This window comes from Rhodococcus sp. 05-2255-1e (genome assembly GCF_002259025.1).
GTDB classification, from domain to species: domain Bacteria; phylum Actinomycetota; class Actinomycetes; order Mycobacteriales; family Mycobacteriaceae; genus Rhodococcoides; species Rhodococcoides fascians.
Genome location: NZ_NOZE01000007.1, coordinates 19,157 through 36,645, shown reverse-complemented (window position 1 = coordinate 36,645; position 17,489 = coordinate 19,157). Strand labels below are relative to the sequence as shown.

At 63.1% G+C, this 17,489-nt stretch carries 18 protein-coding genes; 15 read left to right on the top strand and 3 right to left on the bottom strand.

Translation table 11 applies throughout. The features are described from left to right. The first annotated feature begins 748 nt into the window (after positions 1-748). From CH262_RS03020 to CH262_RS03010, 3 genes are all read left to right on the top strand, one after another. Positions 749-1,240 carry a hypothetical protein gene (locus CH262_RS03020; protein ID WP_143547051.1) on the top strand — a complete coding sequence of 164 codons (492 nt, stop codon included), beginning with the start codon at positions 749-751 and terminating at the stop codon, positions 1,238-1,240. Between the two features lie 434 nt (positions 1,241-1,674). Continuing rightward, positions 1,675-1,854 carry a hypothetical protein gene (locus CH262_RS28335; protein WP_143547050.1) on the top strand — a complete coding sequence of 60 codons (180 nt, stop codon included), beginning with the start codon at positions 1,675-1,677 and terminating at the stop codon, positions 1,852-1,854. Positions 1,855-1,866: 12 nt separating this feature from the next. After that, positions 1,867-2,805, top strand: a complete 939-nt coding sequence (locus CH262_RS03010) for a hypothetical protein (protein WP_094716849.1) — start codon at positions 1,867-1,869, stop codon at positions 2,803-2,805. On the opposite strand, the gene CH262_RS03005 is transcribed toward CH262_RS03010, so the two are convergent. Then, entirely contained in the window at positions 2,795-3,631 is an 837-nt protein-coding gene (locus CH262_RS03005; protein ID WP_179274899.1) for a class I SAM-dependent methyltransferase, read from the bottom strand. The two genes, CH262_RS03010 and CH262_RS03005, sit on opposite strands and share 11 nt — an antisense overlap. A 162-nt stretch (positions 3,632-3,793) precedes the next feature. Here CH262_RS03005 and CH262_RS03000 point away from each other — a divergent pair, with 162 nt between their 5' ends. The 8 genes from CH262_RS03000 (at position 3,794) to CH262_RS02965 (ending at position 10,591) form a co-directional block, all read left to right on the top strand. Beyond that, positions 3,794-4,216 carry a hypothetical protein gene (locus CH262_RS03000; protein WP_143547049.1) on the top strand — a complete coding sequence of 141 codons (423 nt, stop codon included), beginning with the start codon at positions 3,794-3,796 and terminating at the stop codon, positions 4,214-4,216. 174 nt (positions 4,217-4,390) lie between these two features. Continuing rightward, complete coding sequence (locus tag CH262_RS02995) at positions 4,391-6,289, top strand: hypothetical protein (protein ID WP_143547048.1); 1,899 nt, start codon at positions 4,391-4,393, stop codon at positions 6,287-6,289. A gap of 435 nt (positions 6,290-6,724) precedes the next feature. Next, entirely contained in the window at positions 6,725-7,357 is a 633-nt protein-coding gene (parA, locus tag CH262_RS02990) for a ParA family partition ATPase (RefSeq protein ID WP_094716845.1), read from the top strand. After that, entirely contained in the window at positions 7,354-7,629 is a 276-nt protein-coding gene (locus CH262_RS02985) for a hypothetical protein (protein ID WP_094716844.1), read from the top strand. Before parA ends, CH262_RS02985 begins: the two co-directional genes overlap by 4 nt. Positions 7,630-7,801: 172 nt before the next feature. Next, positions 7,802-8,734, top strand: coding sequence for a DUF2637 domain-containing protein (locus tag CH262_RS02980; protein WP_094716843.1), 933 nt, complete (start codon positions 7,802-7,804; stop codon positions 8,732-8,734). Then, positions 8,731-9,396 carry a TetR/AcrR family transcriptional regulator gene (locus CH262_RS02975; RefSeq protein WP_094716842.1) on the top strand — a complete coding sequence of 222 codons (666 nt, stop codon included), beginning with the start codon at positions 8,731-8,733 and terminating at the stop codon, positions 9,394-9,396. Before CH262_RS02980 ends, CH262_RS02975 begins: the two co-directional genes overlap by 4 nt. Beyond that, positions 9,393-10,034: an LNS2 domain-containing protein gene (locus CH262_RS02970; protein ID WP_094716841.1), complete on the top strand. Its 642-nt coding sequence runs from the start codon at positions 9,393-9,395 to the stop codon at positions 10,032-10,034. The genes CH262_RS02975 and CH262_RS02970 overlap by 4 nt, the downstream gene beginning before the upstream one ends. A 44-nt stretch (positions 10,035-10,078) precedes the next feature. Continuing rightward, positions 10,079-10,591 (top strand): hypothetical protein, encoded by a 513-nt coding sequence (locus CH262_RS02965; protein ID WP_143547047.1) that lies wholly within the window; start codon positions 10,079-10,081, stop codon positions 10,589-10,591. Positions 10,592-10,646: 55 nt separating this feature from the next. Here CH262_RS02965 and CH262_RS02960 read toward each other — a convergent pair whose 3' ends face one another. Next, a complete protein-coding gene (locus CH262_RS02960) occupies positions 10,647-11,369 on the bottom strand; it encodes a hypothetical protein (RefSeq protein ID WP_143547046.1) in 723 nt (240 codons plus the stop codon). Between the two features lie 248 nt (positions 11,370-11,617). Between CH262_RS02960 and CH262_RS02955 the strand changes: the two genes are divergently transcribed. Continuing rightward, positions 11,618-13,300, top strand: coding sequence for a Mu transposase C-terminal domain-containing protein (locus CH262_RS02955; RefSeq protein WP_256988667.1), 1,683 nt, complete (start codon positions 11,618-11,620; stop codon positions 13,298-13,300). Positions 13,301-13,311: 11 nt separating this feature from the next. Continuing rightward, on the top strand, positions 13,312-13,842 hold the full coding sequence (locus CH262_RS02950; RefSeq protein ID WP_094716838.1) for a hypothetical protein: 531 nt from the start codon (positions 13,312-13,314) through the stop codon (positions 13,840-13,842). A gap of 519 nt (positions 13,843-14,361) precedes the next feature. Here the strand turns inward: CH262_RS02950 and CH262_RS02940 are convergent. Then, complete coding sequence (locus CH262_RS02940) at positions 14,362-15,717, bottom strand: MFS transporter (RefSeq protein WP_218829290.1); 1,356 nt, start codon at positions 15,715-15,717, stop codon at positions 14,362-14,364. A 311-nt stretch (positions 15,718-16,028) separates the two neighbouring features. On the opposite strand from CH262_RS02940, the gene CH262_RS02935 reads away from it, so the two are divergent. Further along, on the top strand, positions 16,029-16,835 hold the full coding sequence (locus tag CH262_RS02935) for an aminoglycoside 6-adenylyltransferase (RefSeq protein WP_256988665.1): 807 nt from the start codon (positions 16,029-16,031) through the stop codon (positions 16,833-16,835). A 72-nt stretch (positions 16,836-16,907) separates the two neighbouring features. Further along, entirely contained in the window at positions 16,908-17,399 is a 492-nt protein-coding gene (locus CH262_RS02930) for a GNAT family N-acetyltransferase (protein ID WP_256988664.1), read from the top strand. Positions 17,400-17,489 lie beyond the last annotated feature (90 nt).

The following is a 17,489-nucleotide window of genomic DNA, read 5'->3' as shown; positions in this document are numbered from 1 at the left end:
AAGCTTTTGCGTGTGCTTGAGCAAATCCCGCCGCCGCTGGCGTTCCTCGCTGACGCCGTGACGATGAGGCGTCGGGCCCTGGGTCTCACGCGAATCGGGCTTCATGAGGCCGGCGGCCCTTCTGACTCGACGATGGCGCGACTCGAGTCTCCGACCGCGACGACGGCGTACCCACGTCCCAGCACCCTCGACCGTTTAGATGCTGGTCTGAAGTGGGTCCCAGGATCGGCCGCCGGATGTCTTGACCTGCGTGAGCCGACACCGCTGGAAGACATCAGTGCAGCGATCCCTACCCAGCCGACTAAGCCAAGTGCGCCACAGGAGCTAGCTGCTGAAGGCAGTGCGGGCGATCCCCTGGACTTTGCATATGTGGCAGTGCCCGTTGAGGTACTTCGGGAAGGACTTCTTCTTATCCAGCAGAGCCTCTCCCCTTCGGATCTCGCGGGCGGGACAAGCGCTCTCGGTTCCCTTATTAGGTTTGCGCAGCAACTCTCGGCCGCGCATGCAACAGAGGTTTTGGAGCGTTTCGGAGGGCCTACCCGGTCGATACCAGGCTTTTTGAGGATCACATTTGCCCCCTACCTGCTAGAAGATCCACCTTTCGACAAGCCGACCGAACAGCAAGTCGACGACCAGAACTACCGCAGGTGGCTCGTGGGTGCCCTCGAAGATCAGACCGGTCGTTACGCATGTCGCCTTACTAACAAGCTGCGTGCGATTGCTTTGCAAGCTCTCTAGACTTGCGAAAATGACGAACGCCGCACCTGATGGAGCCAGTGAAGACGTCGCTGCCCCCTCACGACGGAACAGCGATCTAGGAAAGTCGGAGGCGATTTCTCACCGGCTCTGGTTGATGATCGAAGTGACGGGTCGCTCAGCGATGAGTGACGGCACGCACGAACTGCTCGCTGAACGGCTGACCCGCGCAGGCTGCGCGATCCGCCCCAGGACGATTAAGGCCCACCTCGACGGGACACTTCTGCCGACCCCACGCGAGCTAGAGGCATACGCGGTTGCGTGCGAATGGTACGAGGGCAGCAAGCTCCTCGCTGACGATCCTGACCTGTACATGAAGCCCTTGGTTCAGGCTGAGCTCTTCCTTTGCGAGAACTTCTTTGGCATGCCGCTGGCGCGGGGGCGGGAGACACCGCACGGAATGGGCAACATGTCGGTAGACGATCTGCGTGCATACCGTGCAGAACTTCTTCGTACAGGACGCTTGGACCGCGTCGCGCCATGACCCTCTTCTCCCGGTTTTCAAAGGAAGCCGGGAGAAGCAAATCAGACCAGCTGCCCCCTTCTGATCCTAGACAGGTGGCCGTTCAGCTGGTGCGACGAATCAATCCCGGCCCGACCTGGAGTGTGGACGAGTTCGTAGCTTCCGAAGCGCGGCGGCGACGACGACCCATCACCGTCATAGAGTCACGAGACCTCATATCGCTCACCGCTGGTGTCACGGGGCAACTGTGGACTCGCGAGCTGGCCGACGAAATCGTTCTACCTCCGGGGCTCACTGCTAATGAGCGGCGATACGCCATCGCACACGAGATGGGACACCTACTACTAGAACACCCCCAACAAGCTTCACCGGACGCCTGGGTTTCTTGGTTCGATGCACTCCCGCCTCACCTGGTGCGTAAGCGAGCTGCGAGGTTCACCTGCCAGGTGCACTCCGTGGCCAAGCTAGCGCCTACGGCCACCGCTCTAGGGACGATCGAGCAGGAGGCCGAGTGGTTTGCTTCCCTGCTGCTCGCTGAAGTGGACGACAAGCGTGACCGAATTGCGGCGCGGCGTGGCGCAGACAAGACCGCCCAGATGCTCGACCGGCTTGCCCGCACCTTTGGGTACTACTAAAGGGGAGTCACAATGTGGATTCTTGATCTCACGACGTCCATCGGAGCGTCGTTCTTGGCACTGGTGGGGGTCGTCCTCCTCGCTCGCTCGGGGCCAGTCCGAAACCCAACGTCGGCTGGCCACTGGTTTGGGATCGCAGTCTTGCTTTTTGTTACCGCCCGATTCCTGCACCTACCCGGAATCGAGGACCAGGTGTCATTTGTAGCGGGAGAGCTCCTTGGTCACTACAACTGGCACAACATCCCCTATGTTCTGACTATCACCTGCACGACCGTTGCAATCGTCTACTGCGTGCCGGCTGTTGCCTGGCTCGTCGGAGCTGACGTAAAGCCACTCGTTCCTCACCTCTTTGCTGGTGGGTCCAGCGTGATTATGCTCACGGCGTTCATAACCAGTGGGCTATGGCGTCAGCCGGAGCCATATCTTCCTGACGCTTTTGAGTGGAATGCGTCGCAAGTGATCTTTTGGGGTTATATAGCCCTGGCAATTGCTGGCGTCGGCATCATCTCGCTCGGACTGATCCTTGGAAATCTTCGAGAATTCACGGGGCCAATCCGAGTCATGATGCTCCTAATAGCGTCGTCTGCCATTACAGCCGTAGTTTTTGCATTGCACATCGTATTGCGTGTTTTCATCATCAAAGCAGCGCCCGGCCTATTTCCAGAGGCATACGCACGCAATGGATCGCTCATTGCGGTTGCACTTACTACGCTCGTAACGGTTCAGCTGCTAGCTGCCTTTCTTGTCCCGCTACTGGTCCGTCTCTGGGTGCGCATTCAGTACTTTCAGATGCTGTGGGACCGTCACGACGAATGGGTCCGCTCACGTCAGCTTGAACACCGCAATGTGTTCGAGCATCTACAGATCCCGCAGACTCGTTTAGAGTGCTGGCGGGCGGCGCGGACACCGGTAATTGCACGACGAATGCTATTTGAGATGTCTACGGTTTAACTGCAGCCGCGAACATCCAGGTAACCTCGGCCCCAATTGCATCCTCGTCATACGGGATCTTTCGACCAACCGTGGGTGCATATTGAGCAATCGACAATGCGCTCTGCACTTGCCACGTGTCTCCTAGCCATTCCTGAGGCGTCGTCTCAATCACTGACTCGAACGCATAGCCGTTGTTTCCGACAGCAGCAGACATGGCCTGGGTTTCAGCGTCTAGCTGTGCACCTAGCCCAAAATGGACAGCCAGTAGATGACTACCAGGGGCGGCCACACCGCGAAGAGTTTCGATGATCTTCCGACTAGCCGAGTCTTTGAGATACATGAACAGGCCCTCGGCAATGAAGAGAGTCGGCTTGGAAGCATCGAAGCCCGCTGCCACCAACGTCTCGGACCAACGGTCTGAGGTCAAATCGGCCGCGACACCGTGCCAGCGCGCGTTGGAATCTATGCCCAGCGTGTGGGCTTTCAACTCCGTAACGTCTGACCGGTCTATCTCATAGACGGAAACTCCACTCTCGACCCATCCAAGTCGAATTGCGCGTGTATCGAGGCCTGCGCCGAGAATCACAACCTGCTTGATCGATTGGCCGGCCAGCAAACGTGCGCACCAGTCGTCTAGGTAGTGCGTGCGGACAGCCAACGAGACGTACACCCTCTGGCCCTCCACCTGGTCCAGCGTGACCTGCTCGATGCCGAGTCCCGCAGCACTTACCAGCTCACCAGCTAGTTCGTCCGAGAAAAGCCTGTCCGGGCGCGCCGACTCGATGGCGCGCATTTGAGCGGTGATGACGGCAGTCGTGCCAACGCTCGAAACCTCAAGTGTCATGGTTTGCGATGCTACCGGGCAGGCCCGTCGACGCCATCCGTCACAAGGCCGCCATAGAGCTCCGGGACGGAATTTCTCAGGCCCTACCGCGTGTCGTGCACGTATCTGATTCGCTCTGCGTGTGAACATGGGTCCGCAGCAACTACGTCGAGAGGAGTGACCGTGGCACAACCCCACCTCGGGACCCGGCGGGGCTTTCTCGTCCGGGGTGTTCCGTCAGAGGTCGACGTAGAACAGCTTGCCCATCAGGCGGGATACAGTGCGGTTTCCCGATTCAGCGCAGACGTCTTTTGCGATCTCGCTGGCCTTGAGGAGCTCAAGTTGGGTCCCGACGTCAATCTTCCTCTCAACGCGCTACCGCTGCCGTTTTCGGCCCGCCTACCGGCAGCGCCTAAAACCACGCAGAAGTACACCATTCGCGTGCCAGACAAGGTGAATGCTGTCGAACTCGCCCACCGTGCTGGTTACAGCGCTGTCTCACGCTTTGCTCGCGATGTCTTCTGCGGGCTCGCGGGGCGGCGTGATTTGCAGCTCGGCCCGGACATTTCATATGCAGAAGGGGGCCAGCTCTCCCTTACTGCTTAGCAGAGATAAAGCGACGGTCCCCCGATAGGGATCGAGGGACCGTCAAAAGCCTGAGCCAGTGAGCGGCAACTCGCTGGTCTCGAGATCCCCGAAGGGACTGTCGTGGAAGACAGGTCTCAGGGTACATCGCGCCCTGATGAAGGTTCAAGATTTGATGCTCGTGTCGTCACGGCAATGTCGACACCCGACAACACGTGGAGACGTCTGTCTCCGTTGGTGGCCGCGCGTCGGTCCATGCGTGTCTGGAGTGCCGCTAGCGGCAAGTTCGATACCTCGCGGACTCTGACAAAGCACCTACCGGTCGTGCCGGCCGCGGTGCCGATCTATGCGCGCGGCCGTACGAGCCTGCTAGCGCTGGACTTCGACGCCAAGCACCACACGCCGGAGCAGGTCGACGTCGATGTCGAACGTGCCTTGGGATGGCTCCACGAATGCGGTGGACGCACCGTCACCGATCGTTCGACGAGCGGCGGCCGCCACGTCCTGGTGCCGATGGCCACCGACATCGCTCTGCGCGTCGACGACATCAAGATGGTGATGCAGCTCCTGTCGGCCCGCTTGGTCACCCTGGACGCCACTCCGATGCTCAACGCGGACTGGGGATGCATCACTCCCCCGGGCTCACCGTGCCGCGAGGGTGGCTACCGCATCCTCGACGGCACCCTCGACGAGGCGATAGACGCCTTCACCGTTCGGTCCGACCGCGGTATCGTCCCCCGCCTCATCGCTCTCTTGGGCGGTGCGACCACTCCCCGGCACCGAACCCCTGTAGCCGCTGTCGCTGCCTCCCTCACCCAAGACGAACGCCTCGTCGGTGTCGGCCGGGACCGACGCTTGGACCCGCGCTTCCACCGCACTACGGCCGTCCCAGAGGCGGTCGAGGCGTACGCGGCGACGGGCAAGTTCACCAAAACAGCCAGAGCCCTTTGGGACTCCCCCTCAGAGGCGCGGCAAGCCGTCATCAGCCACGCCGTCCTGCGCGGTGCCAGCACCGCAGACATCGAGAAGGCGATCGTCACCAAGGCGTGGTCGGGAGTCCGTAACTCGTACATCGACAAGTACGGCAGGCACTCCGCCGCCGCTCTGCAACGAGACGTCGCCAACGCCCTGAGCTGGGCCGCAAGGATCGTCCGCCCATTCCACCAACTCACGCACAAGAACAGACACACAGGGGGTAGTAGTTCCTTCCTGAAAGATCGAATTCGTCGCCAATGGCTGGCACACGCACAGCTGTGGATTGACTCAGAATTTCTCGGTACCCGCCAGCGCCCTGTCCTACTGGCAGTGGTCCAAGCACTCGCCTACACATCGGCTCTGGCCGGCGAATTGGTCGAGGGAGTGCCGGTGGTGGCAGTGGGTGGACGGAGCTTGTCGCATTCGGCTGGGTTGATGTCGGAATCGACGGTCTGGAGTGCGTTGCGGGTGCTCAGAGATACTCCAGGGTCTCCCCTGCTTCTCGTGGCCCGCGGTGCTGGCCGTGAGGCAGATCGCTACGCCCTGACCACACCCGCGACCACAAAGGGCCCAAGACGAGCGCGGATCGAGCGTGCACGTGTGGAGCCGGTACATCCAGCATGGAGCGTGCTCGGTCTGCGTGGGCGGGCGGTGTACGAGCTGGTCGTAGCGGGTCTGGCTACGAACATCGACGACGTCTTTGCCGGCGCGATGCTGCGGCCGTCGAACGGTTACGCGATTCTGGCGGCTCTGACGGCCGCTGGACTCATCGAACGCGACGGGGCGACATTGGGTCCCGGAAGTCGCACGTTGGACGACGTAGCGGACGCTCACGGCCTCGAGACCGTCGCGGCCGACCGCATCGTTCGACACCGAGCCGAACGGCTCTTGTGGCAGGTGTGGCTCGAAAACCGCTTCTACGGTCCGGCCGTGGCGTTGGCCATGAAAGATCCAGCGGCCGACGTTCCGATCTACGGCGCTCCCCCACCGCGCGGGGCAGAGTCAGAGACGCTATGGGCGGCGATCCTCGCTGCAGGGCCACCCCCGGAGCCCGATCCTGTGCTGGAAGCGATCGAGCTCCTGAGTGACCATCTCGGCGCAGTGATCGTGCGCGCCTGAGTCCCCCGGCAGGGCCGTTACCTCCAACGTTGTGCTTTTGCAGAAACACGCGTTTCTGCAAAAACGAAAGCACGCCTCCGAGCCCTGAGTACAGAAGCACAGAAATACAGAAAACCGGAAGCACGGAAATGTGCTGTTGTAAGTTTACGTATCTGTGTTAATGTAGGGCGCAGCTGGATGCCAGGCCGCAAGCTCCACTTGCCCGTCCTTGTAAGCAGGGTGCGTTTCGGCCTGATCACGGAAACGCACGTTTCATGATCTGCAGAAATACAGAAAACCTGTTTTGTGCGCCACCTCACCACCGGCTTTGAGGGCTGTTCAAGTGTGCGAGTAACGACTGCGTAGTCCTGAAATGCAGAATTACAGAAACCCTGGTCCACAGAAAGTTACAGACGCGTTCCTACGTGCTTCTGTAAAAACAGAAAGGCGCATTTCATGATTTTTAGTTTTCTGAATCAGAAGGGAGGCGTCGGCAAGACAACTCTCAGCATCAACGTCGCTGCGGAGCTCGCGTCTGACGGATCTCGCGTCCTCCTGGTCGACGCAGACCCACAGGGCAGTGCACTCGACTGGGCCGCCGCCAGGCAGGAACCACCACTCTTCACGGTCGTCGGCTTCCCGCGGGCGACGCTCCATCGTGAGGTCGCGACAATGAGTGAGGGCTACGACCACGTCGTCATCGACGGGCCGCCGCGTGTCACCGATCTGGCAAGGTCGGCCATTCTCGCCGCCGACGTCGTAGTCATACCCATACAGCCATCGCCGTACGACGTGTGGGCCGCAGAGGAAGTTCTCAGCCTCGTGGCCGAGTCGAAAGTGTACCGAGACGACCTGATTTCTGTATTTGTGCTTAATCGTAGAATCTCAGGCACGGCGATCGGCCGAGACGTCCGAACTGCTCTCGCAGAACGGGAAGGGGAGACGACCCTCCTCGAACGATTCGTGACCCAACGAGTCGTGTTCGCCGAGTCCGCTGCGCAAGGCCTGTCAGTAGCAGAAGCAGACCCGAGCTCTCCTGCGGCAGAGGAGATTAAGGGCGTCACGAAAGAGCTGAGGAACCTGAAATGAGCGGCAAACGCGTAGACATCCCAGTGAAACCGGCCCGCGTCACTCCCGAAGCGGACACGTGGGTCGAGAGCCGCAACACCGCGCCGACCGATGAGCAGCCAGCAACGCGTCCCGCCCAGGTCAAGGCGGTGGAGAAAGAGGAAATCAAACGCCTGACGATCGACATCCCTGCCAGCCTTCACCGAGACATCAAGGCGCAGTGCGCAATGCGGGGAACCAAGATCGCAGATGAAGTCCGTGAACTGCTCCTCAAGAAGTACCGATCTTCCTAACCGCAAAACACAGAAACACAGAAATGCAGAACTATAGTTCGCCGCCGCTTCACTTCCGTTCCTAGCGGAGACCTTCGGCGGATGCCCTGACCTGCTCATCCCGTAAGGCCCCGGTAGTGCGGACACACCACCGGGGCCGGGCGGCCACAGACAACTCAAGGAGCTGTGACCTATGAACCACCGTAACGCTGACCAATCCACCGAACCATCAGGCACCGACTCTCACGGCATCAGCCAGCCAGCCGAAATACACCCCGCCATCATCAAGTGGGCACTCGGTATCGGCCTCATCGTGGCCATCGCTGTGACCGCATCAAGCTTCAAGCTCAGCTTTTCCACCCTCTACGACCTCGCCACCATGGCACGGCTGGGCGACTCCGCCTGGGTGATCCCCGTAGTCCTCGACGGACCGATCCTCGTAGCCGGCATCTTCCGCGTCGCACTGTCCCAACACACCGACAGGGCCACGGTGATCGGCCGGCGCTTCATCATCGCCGTCTACACGCTCGCCGGACTGGCCAGCATGGCCGGCAACGCCTACCACGCAGTCCTCACCGTCACCGACCTCAACGCCGGAGTCGCCGCCGCACTCGGAGCACTTGCGCCCCTGATGGTGATGACCATGTGCGAAATGATGTCCATCGGTATCAGCGCACCGCGTCACCGTCGTAGTCCAACGACACCGTCAGGCACCGACGCGCACGTCGCCGAGCAGTCATCCACTACCCCCACTGGCGGCACGGAGGCACAGAATGGCCCTGCCCTACCACCCACTGACGCAGAACAGCTCGAGGCGTACATAGCCGAACGCGGGGACCTTCCTCAGGTCGTATGGGATACAGCGGACGTCTACCTCAATCACCCAAAGGCAATGGGCAAGTTCAACAAAACGGCCGATGTCCTGGGCGTTTATCCGAGCACCGTTGCGGATCGGTACGACAAATGGGTCGAATTTCAACAGAAATTCGCTGCCTCCAAAGCAACCCCGCGAACTACCCCGCAAAACGAGGTGGTCGAGGGAGACCCGCACGGCCATTCTCCGGTCGACGCCAACGCAGCAGCCTCCATTGCGACGGCTGACGAGTATGCGGAGGCAACGCGGTGACACAGCAACGAGCCATCAAGACCCGTGCGGCACTTCTCGCCGCCGCCGCACACGAGTTCGCCGACCGTGGCTATGCCGGCGCGTCGGTCAACAGCATTCTCGCCAACTCGACCTCCACCAAAGGTGCGCTCTACTTCCACTTTCCATCGAAGGAAGCCCTCGCCGAAGCCGTCCTCGAAGACGTGCGCTCGGCATACACACCGATCGTCGAACGATGGCGTAGTGCACACATCCAGCCCTTCGACGCGATCGCCGGGATCGTCGACGACATCGCGGCCGTCGCCACCAGCGTCTCAGGGCGCGCAGAAATGAAGCTGGCGCTAGATCCACCGTTGCCCGATCTGCAGCGCCCATCCCACGTATGGGAAGCAGCCATCCGCAACCACGCCGTCAACGCCGAACAAGCAGGGTTCCTCCGTTCAGGGTTCACCGCAGAGCGGTTCACGAACTTCCTTCTCGCCACACTCGCCGGACACCGCATCCTTGCCGACATAACCCCGGCATACAGCGACCCTCCGGACCTGCGCGACCTCTTCTCGGACACCGTCCGAACACTGGTCACAGCAGCCGCGACACAGGACTACCTGCATTCCCGCGCCGAAACGGGGGAGCGGACCACACCAGCTGCAGCTGGTACCAATGATCAGGTGAGCGAACGATGACCACCGTCGACCGGCCCGCGAACAAGCCCGCACAGCGGCCGGCCAAACGAGCCCGCACCACGAAACCCCGCCGGCCGTGGGCCAAGCCCGGTGACGATCGAGTCGTCATCATCGACATCGACGGCGTCCTGGCAGACCTCAGCGCGCACGAGTCGCTGCTTGCCGTCGACGAACGACCGGCCGAGCAACGGTGGGAAGAGTTCTTCGCCCACATTCCCGACGCCGCAGTCATCGACACCGGCTACGACCTCGCCTGGGCCATCGACGGTCTCGGATACACCATCGTCTACTCCACCACCCGACCCCGCTACACCCGAGACGCCTCAGGACTCTGGCTCACCACCAAGGACTTCCCGACCGGGAAAGCCATGTTCACCAGGCCCAAAACCCCAGCCGGGCTGCACCCACAACCAGCCTGGCAGACCAAGCTCTCCCACGCCCGAGCAGTCACCCACCAACACCGGGCCTGGCTACGGGCATTCATCGACGACGAAGCGGCCATGCTCGCCAAACTCACCGCCGCCGAGATCCCCGCCGTCGACGCGCACACCCTCGCGGGTTTGACGACAACAGAGCTGCGCACAGCACTCGAAGCGCCGACGGCACCCACGACCGGTCGGCGGGCCTCGCAGACCTAGAATCGACACCCCCACTGCGACGCAAAGAGAGACGACGAGAACGAGTGCGAAACCCGTTCAACCGCCGCACCCGCCAGGCGGAATCGACACCCGACCCGACTATGACGCCGCCCTGCGCGAGCTCGCTCCCGCAGGCTGATCTCGACCGCGCCCACCGGTTCGCTGTGCACTTCGAGAATCGGCAACCCTTTACGGCACCTGACACCACTGACTGGCAACACTGGCGTGACGGCAAGCTGGTCCCCTGGTACATCACCCACACACTCGACTGCGGCCAACACATCGGACCCCACGTCGACATCGCCTGCAAAGCCGAAGAACCAGCAGTGGATCGGTGGGAAGCCGGTGTGCTGTACCCGACCTGGGAACAGGCCGTCGCCCTCGCCGAACTCGTCGGGGTACGGGTCCGCGACCTCGCGAACCCCGAAGCGGTCCCGCACCACCACGACAACCGCCCCCTCAGCCGCAAGGAAGGCACGGCGATCCTGTCCTTCGAGCCCGACGCGGTCCGCGAGGCAACGAGTGCACATCCCGAACCGCCCCCCGATCTCACCTGAGACAGAGCTTCTCGCGGTATCGGCTCGCAGACGTGACCCGGTTACAGGAGCACTGTCAGCGTCGGAAGCCGCGATCGGGCCTGCGGGACTCGATGTCGACGAACGGGGTGAACCAATCGACGGGCGCGAGATTGGCGGCACCGGGAAACGGTTCGAGATCGTTGTTGAACAACGTCAGCACATCGTGGTCCTGGAACAGAAAGTCCAGCGGACCTTCCCAGTCGTCGTCGTTGTCGTGCGCGGCGATGCCGCCGACCAAATCCATACGGCGATCGGACTCGTCGGTGGCCATTGCCCGTGCTCGACCGAGGACCAGGTGCAGCGCCATCTCCTCCCCGGTGCAGACCGGATCCGGGTCGATACCGGCCTGAGCCTCGAGTGCGAGATCGTCGAAGCAGCGGGCCTGCTCACGCCACCATGCCGCCGGCTGCGTCCATGTCACAGGCGGGAAGTCACTGAGAATCGACGAACTGCGCGATGCCGACTCCGGACGTCGGTGTAGCTCCTCGATCGCGTCGTAGACATCATCGGCCAGAGTCCACGCTGCGACCTCGACGAACCGGCGTTGCCGGGCCGTCAGTTCTATCACCAGATCCTCGAATCCTGCATCACCGTCGATATCTGCCGCCAGGTCTTCTGGTTCCGCACCGGGGGACGGGGCATCGCTCCGGGAAGATGTCCCGGTCCCGAAGTTCACCGGAATGACCACACCGTCACCGCTGTTGCCGGTCTCGTCCATGGGCTGTCGATCGTCATCACCTGTACCGCGCGAGTCCATGGCCGAACCCTAAAAGGCCTACGGCCGCTGCCGGTCTCCGCCACACCGCAGGGTGACGAACCGATATGCAGTGACGGGTGACTAAAACGAACGTTTCTGTCACCCCCTCGATCCACGAATCAGCCTGTCAGTGTCAGGAGTGAACCGCTCCTTTTCGTCGCGTTTCTTGGGTGAGTGCAGTCGCGTTCTGAAATCCTGGTGTCGGAAGAGCGCAGCACTGTCGCGAACTCGGGTGGCCTGGGGACGAGGTGGACGTAGACAAGCTGGATGTGATCGAGAGCGGGGTTCTGACCGCGTCGCCGAAGAGTTGGGGGCAGGCTGAATCCCGTTTCGCGGTGCTCGCTCCACTGGTCGAGACGCACCCGGTGGGCTTGTCGGTTGTCGACGATGCGGCCGAACGGCTGGGCCTGTCCCGTCGGCAGGTGTACGTCCTGCTCGACAAGCTCGAGAACGGGACAGGAACTGTCGCCGATCTGTTGGTGCGCCGGCCGTCGGGTGGTCGCGGTGGAACCCGGGTGTCCGATGCTGTCGAATCGATTATCGCGGAGCAGGTGGGACGACACTTCCTCCGCCGCCAGAAGTTGAGTGTCGCTGCGGTGCATCGTCGTATCGCTGTCGTCTGTCACCGTGCGGGCCTGCTGCCGCCGTCTCGAAACACGGTCGCTACACGGATCGCGGCCCTGAATCCCGCAATGGTGGCCCGAGCACGAGGGGGAGCGGACGAGGCACGTCCACGCCAGGCGGCCGGCGACATCCCACCGCCGATTCGGGGGATCCTCGAACTGGTTCAGGTCGATCACACCGTTGTCGACGTCATGGTCGTCGACGAGTACGAGCGCAGACCGATCGGCCGGCCCTACCTGACGGTTGCCATCGACGTCTTCAGTCGAGCCGTACTCGGTTTCGTGGTGACACTGGAACCGCCCTCCGCTGTCTCGGTGGGCCTGTGCCTGGGACGTGTGTGCAGTGAAAAACAAACATGGTTGCAGGCCCACGACCTGACGGCCGAGGTCCGGTGGCCGATGGCCGGCAAGCCGCAGCGGTTGTACCTGGACAACGCCGCCGAATTCAAGAGCGAGGCACTGCGTCGGGGCTGCGCTCAACACGCCATCACACTCGACTACCGGCCACCGGGGCGACCCCACTACGGCGGGATAGTCGAACGCGTCATCGGAACAGCGATGACCGCAGTGCACGAGCTCCCCGGAACGACGTTCTCGAACCCGAGCCAGCGAGGCAGTTACGACTCGGATGCACACGCCGCATTGACGCTGCGCGAGCTGGAACGGTGGCTGGTGCTCTCGATCGCGACCTACCACGAGAGCGTGCACACGGGCCTCCGGCAGTCTCCGGCGACAAGATGGGGCACCGGAGTCGACGCTGCGACAAGCCCGCCGAGAGTGGTGGTCGACGAGGCCGCGTTCCTGATCGACTTCCTGCCCGTGATCCGCCGCAGGGTGACTCGCACCGGATTCGTCGTCGACCATGTGCGCTACTTCTCCAACGCACTCAAGCCGTGGGTCGCGCGCCGAGAGCACCTGGGCGCATTCGTCATCCGACGTGACCCCCGCGATCTGAGCCGCATCTGGGTTCTCGAACCGGACGGCGCGGGATACATCGAGGTCCCGTACCGGATGATGGCGCACCCTGCGGTGACACTGTGGGAGCACCGCGCGGCAACCGCCCGCCTGCGAGAGCAAGGACGGTCGAGCATCGACGAGAGTGCCCTGTTCTCGATGATCGAGCAGATGCGCGACCTCACCGACCGTGCACAGAAGGACACCCGCAGAGCGGGTCTCGACTCGAATTCTGCTCAGTCCTGCCCGGGCGGGCCGTTCTCTGGGACCGCACCGCGTCGGAGGAGCGGCTGCAGCCGGTCTCGGCACCGCCGGAAGTCGTCGCACTCGACCGGCGCACCGCCCGAGCTCTGACGTCCGGGTGGGTGCAGCTCGACCGCGACCGGGTCCACGCCGCAGTGTGGTTCCGCATGCTGCGCAGCGTCGTCGACGACGTCTGCACCCCGCTCTGCCGCGCGGGGCGGTGGTCGACGGTGCTGTCAGCCATCTGGAACTCCACCGGGCATCCGCGGCCGCCACAGGCGTCGCGAGTGGTGTTCGAGCATCTGCGATGGACCGAGCAGGAACGCGTCCTCGCTGCCGCCGCGGCGGCCATCTCCGCGATCGAGCGCGGCGACATCGCGGCCGGAGGCACTCACGGCGGTCTCCTCGCCCCGATCCCGGTCGCGACAGTCGATCCGGGAACCGCTCCCACCCGCTCGTCCTTCCCGGCTCGCGAGCACAGTGCGTGGGACGGTGTGCAGGACGCCATCGACGCCGCCATCGAGTTCGCCCGCGGCAACAGCGCTGCGGCGGCTTCGCTGTTCGCGTTCCTGCACACCGGATGCCACACCCCGGCCGACACGGTCCGACTCGAGAAGGCGTTCGCTGACCTGGACATTCGACTTCCGTCGTGATCAATGGGGTGCGGTGTCTTGACGGCGAGGACCGGCACCGCCCAGTCACGGCCGGGCTTCGCCCGAACCGGCGCACCTGGGGTCCTGCGGACAGGGCGTGTATGTCAAGGGCACCGGGCGCGATGCATCCGTCGACAGCGAGACTGTCCAGGTCGTAGGTCTTCAGTACCGAGTGGTGGAGTTCTCGAAGACGCCGGTCATCGCGACGCGCGCGCAATGGGAGTCGCCGAACAGGAGTCGTCGGCGTGCTGCTGTTGAATTTCCCCAGGACGAAGCGGGCCAGAAGCATGTCGAAGACGACTCCGTCAGGGATGCGCGGCCGGGTAGCAACGCAGAGGGTGGTTGATGTCCCGTTTGGGAAGCAGTGCTTGGAGCTGTTCCCATAGAGGGCTGGCGATGCAGGTGGGCAGGACGGGCACGTGGTCTTCTGTTAGTCGTCGGCGGAGCGTAGGTGCGGGGCCGCCGCGCCGCGGCCGTCTGGGCGCGGCGCGGCAGCCTGCTCGGCTATCCGGTCTACGCCTACCTCGACGCAGTGGCCGGCGAGCGGGAGATCACCACGGCACCGACCACTAGCCCGATGATGGCGAGTACCGCGGCAATCACGAACGGGTCTCCGGCGTGCAGGGCCGGGGCGAACCCGAGACCCACATAGATGGCCACACCGGCTGCTCCGCCGAGCTGGTCTGCTGCTCGCTGGACGCCGGAGGCAATCCCGGCGTCTTCGTCGGTGGTCCCACTGACCGCGATGTACTGCAGACCCACGAGTCCGAAACCCATTCCCGCTGCGATCAGCAGCATCGCCGGGAGCAACCATGCCGCCGCGCCGCCCAGGACGGCCACGAGCGCGACCATAGCCATCGCGCCTACAGCGGACGCGAGCCCGACCAGCACGCACGCGCGTGCGCCCCAGCGTCCCAGCAACCGGGGCACGAGCACCGACGCCGCTATCAGAGCCCCGGCCAGGGGCAACATCGTGAGGCCCGCCCCCAAAGGCCCGATGCCAAGCCTGTCCTGCAGGTAAAAAGTGAACAGCAAGAACGAGGTCGACAACGCCCCGCTGAGCAGCATCGTCGTCAGATTCGCCCGCAGCCGAGCGCGGTCAGCGAAGAACGTCAGCGGGACCAGCGGATTCGGCGACCTCGACTCGACCCGCACGAACCCGACGGCAGCCAGCGCTGCGCCGACCAACGCGGCCACGCTCACCCACGGATTGGTCGCAGGCTCGCCGGCCTCGACTGCGGCGTAGACGAACAGCAACGGGCACGCGGTCAGCAGAAGCGAGCCCGGAAGATCCAGTCGGATCCCCTCACGAGACGCGGGCCGGTCTGCCGGGATCAGGATGAGCGCGGCCACGATCACGACCAGGATGAACGGCACCGAGATCAAGAAGATCCAGCGCCAGCCCAGGTGGGCGGTAATGATCCCCGATAGGGCAAACCCGAGTACCAGGCCGCAACTGGCCACGGCGGCCCAGACGCTCAGGGCGCGTGACCGGCGCGGACCCTCGGGAAAGAGCAGCACGATGGTCGCCATCGCCGCGGGCAGCGCGACAGCCTCGCCGGCTCCCTGGAGCAGGCGGGCGGCGACCAGGACCGGAAAGGACGTGGACAGGCCCGCGAGCAGGGAAGCCGCGCCGAAAAGGGTCGTGCCGACCAGGAGGGTGCGGCGGCGTCCGAGCAGGTCACCGAGTCGGCCGCCGAGCATCAGCAGCCCGCCGCCGGTGACGGTGTAGCCGACCACGACCCAGGTCAGAGAATGGCCTGCGACACCGAAGTCCGCGCCGATCGAGGGCAGCGCGATATTGACCACGGTCACGTCGACCGCAATGAAGAACTGCAGCATGGACATCGCGCACAGCACGAGCCATGCGCGCACACTGGGACTGTGCACGCGGGTAGAAAAGGAAACGCCTGAACGCATCTAGTGCTCCGTCGCTCTGAAGAATTACGAGCAGCACAAAGTGCCGCTCCGGATGGATCACGAAGCGACTGAACGTTCCAGGTGAAGTGTTGCTGGGTGCCGGACGTCCCGCCGCTAGCGGGACGTCCTGGTAACTGCCGCGCAAGCGGCCGAGCATGAAGCGGCAGACATACCGCAAATGCTAGCAGCGGAAGACTACGACTCTGGGCCTGTGTCCCGTATCCGCGCGAGCTCCAATCGACGTTCCGCGCACGGATAATCGGACCGTGGACTACGACCTGGCTGTCCGATCGGTACTGACCTGGGCGATGCAGAACGAGAACGTCAGGGCCGTCGTTCTCACTGGATCTGCCGCAGCGCACGCACAACATGCACTGTCGGACCGGGACATCGAACTGTATGTCCGTAGCACCGGACCGCTGGAAGACGACGATTCCTGGTGGCGCGACCTCGGTGAGGTGCTCGCCGTGGAACGGCTGGAGAACGGTGACGACCAGCCGACACGGCTGATCTACTACGTCGGCGGAAAGCTCGACTTCACCCTGGTGAACGTGGCTGATGCGACCGGCGAACACGATCGCCCGTTCCAGGTCCTCCTCGACAAGGACGGCCTGACTACATCCCTTTCGCTGCGTGCACACGAGCCTGAGCTCCCAGACCAACAGCAGTTCGACGAGTGCTGCAACTGGGCTTCGGCAGCTGCGCTGATGGCAGCGAAAGCCATGGTGCGCGACGAACCGTGGTCAGTGATCACGCGGGATGCGGACCTCAAGTCCGAGCTGTTGCGGATGATTGAATGGGACCACAACATCCGGTACGGAACCACACGTGACGTTCGCTTCTTGGGCACGCGCATGCGCCAGTGGATGGACGACGACATCCAGGCCCGCCTCGTCAGGTGTTGGGCCCCATTCGGCGACCGCAGCGGTCAGGCCCTCAGAGCGACCCTTGCGTTATTTCAGGAGCTGGCCGATCGAATCGTATCTGCGATGAATCTCGGTCCGTTCCATCACACCGCCGTAGGCGAAGAAGTCGACCGCATACTGACCGCGAACCGTGACGTCTCCGGGTGACGCGAAGGCTCTCGACGGGCCGGTCGGCGTAATTCGTTCGAGTCTGCGACTGGTGGAGGCTAGGTTCGGGGCGTGGTGCGAATCGTCCCATTCGAGACAAACAGCCATCGGCCTGAAGCCCTCGACGTGGCCCTGCGGGCGTGGGAGCCGGTGTTCCCGCTTCTCGAGGACGCTGTGCCGAGCTTCGTCTACCGATCCTTCTATCCAGAGGGATGGCGGAAGCGTCAAAAAGACGATCTGACAACGGTTCTTGCACAGGAACCCGAGAACGTCGACGTCGCGCTCAGTGGCTCTGCGCTGGTGGGGTGGGTCTGCACACGGATACATCCGGAGGACAGCATGGGTGAGATCTACGTACTTGCCGTCGATCCTGAATGGCAGCGTCAGGGAGTTGGGCGCATGCTGATGCGCCACTCCACAGCTCGCGCGAAGTCCGCTGGGATGCACATGGTGATGGTCGAGACTGGTGACGACTCCGGGCACACTGCGGCCCGCCTGGCTTACGAGTCCGACGGCTTCGAGCGATGGCCGGTAGCGCGTTACTTCAGAGACATATCCGACTAGGCCGTGTCTGCTCTTGCGGGCCTCTGCGGTAGCGGTAGATGGTCCCTTCCACGGACCGGCGGTGGTCGACCCAGTCCAGTCCTGTTGTCC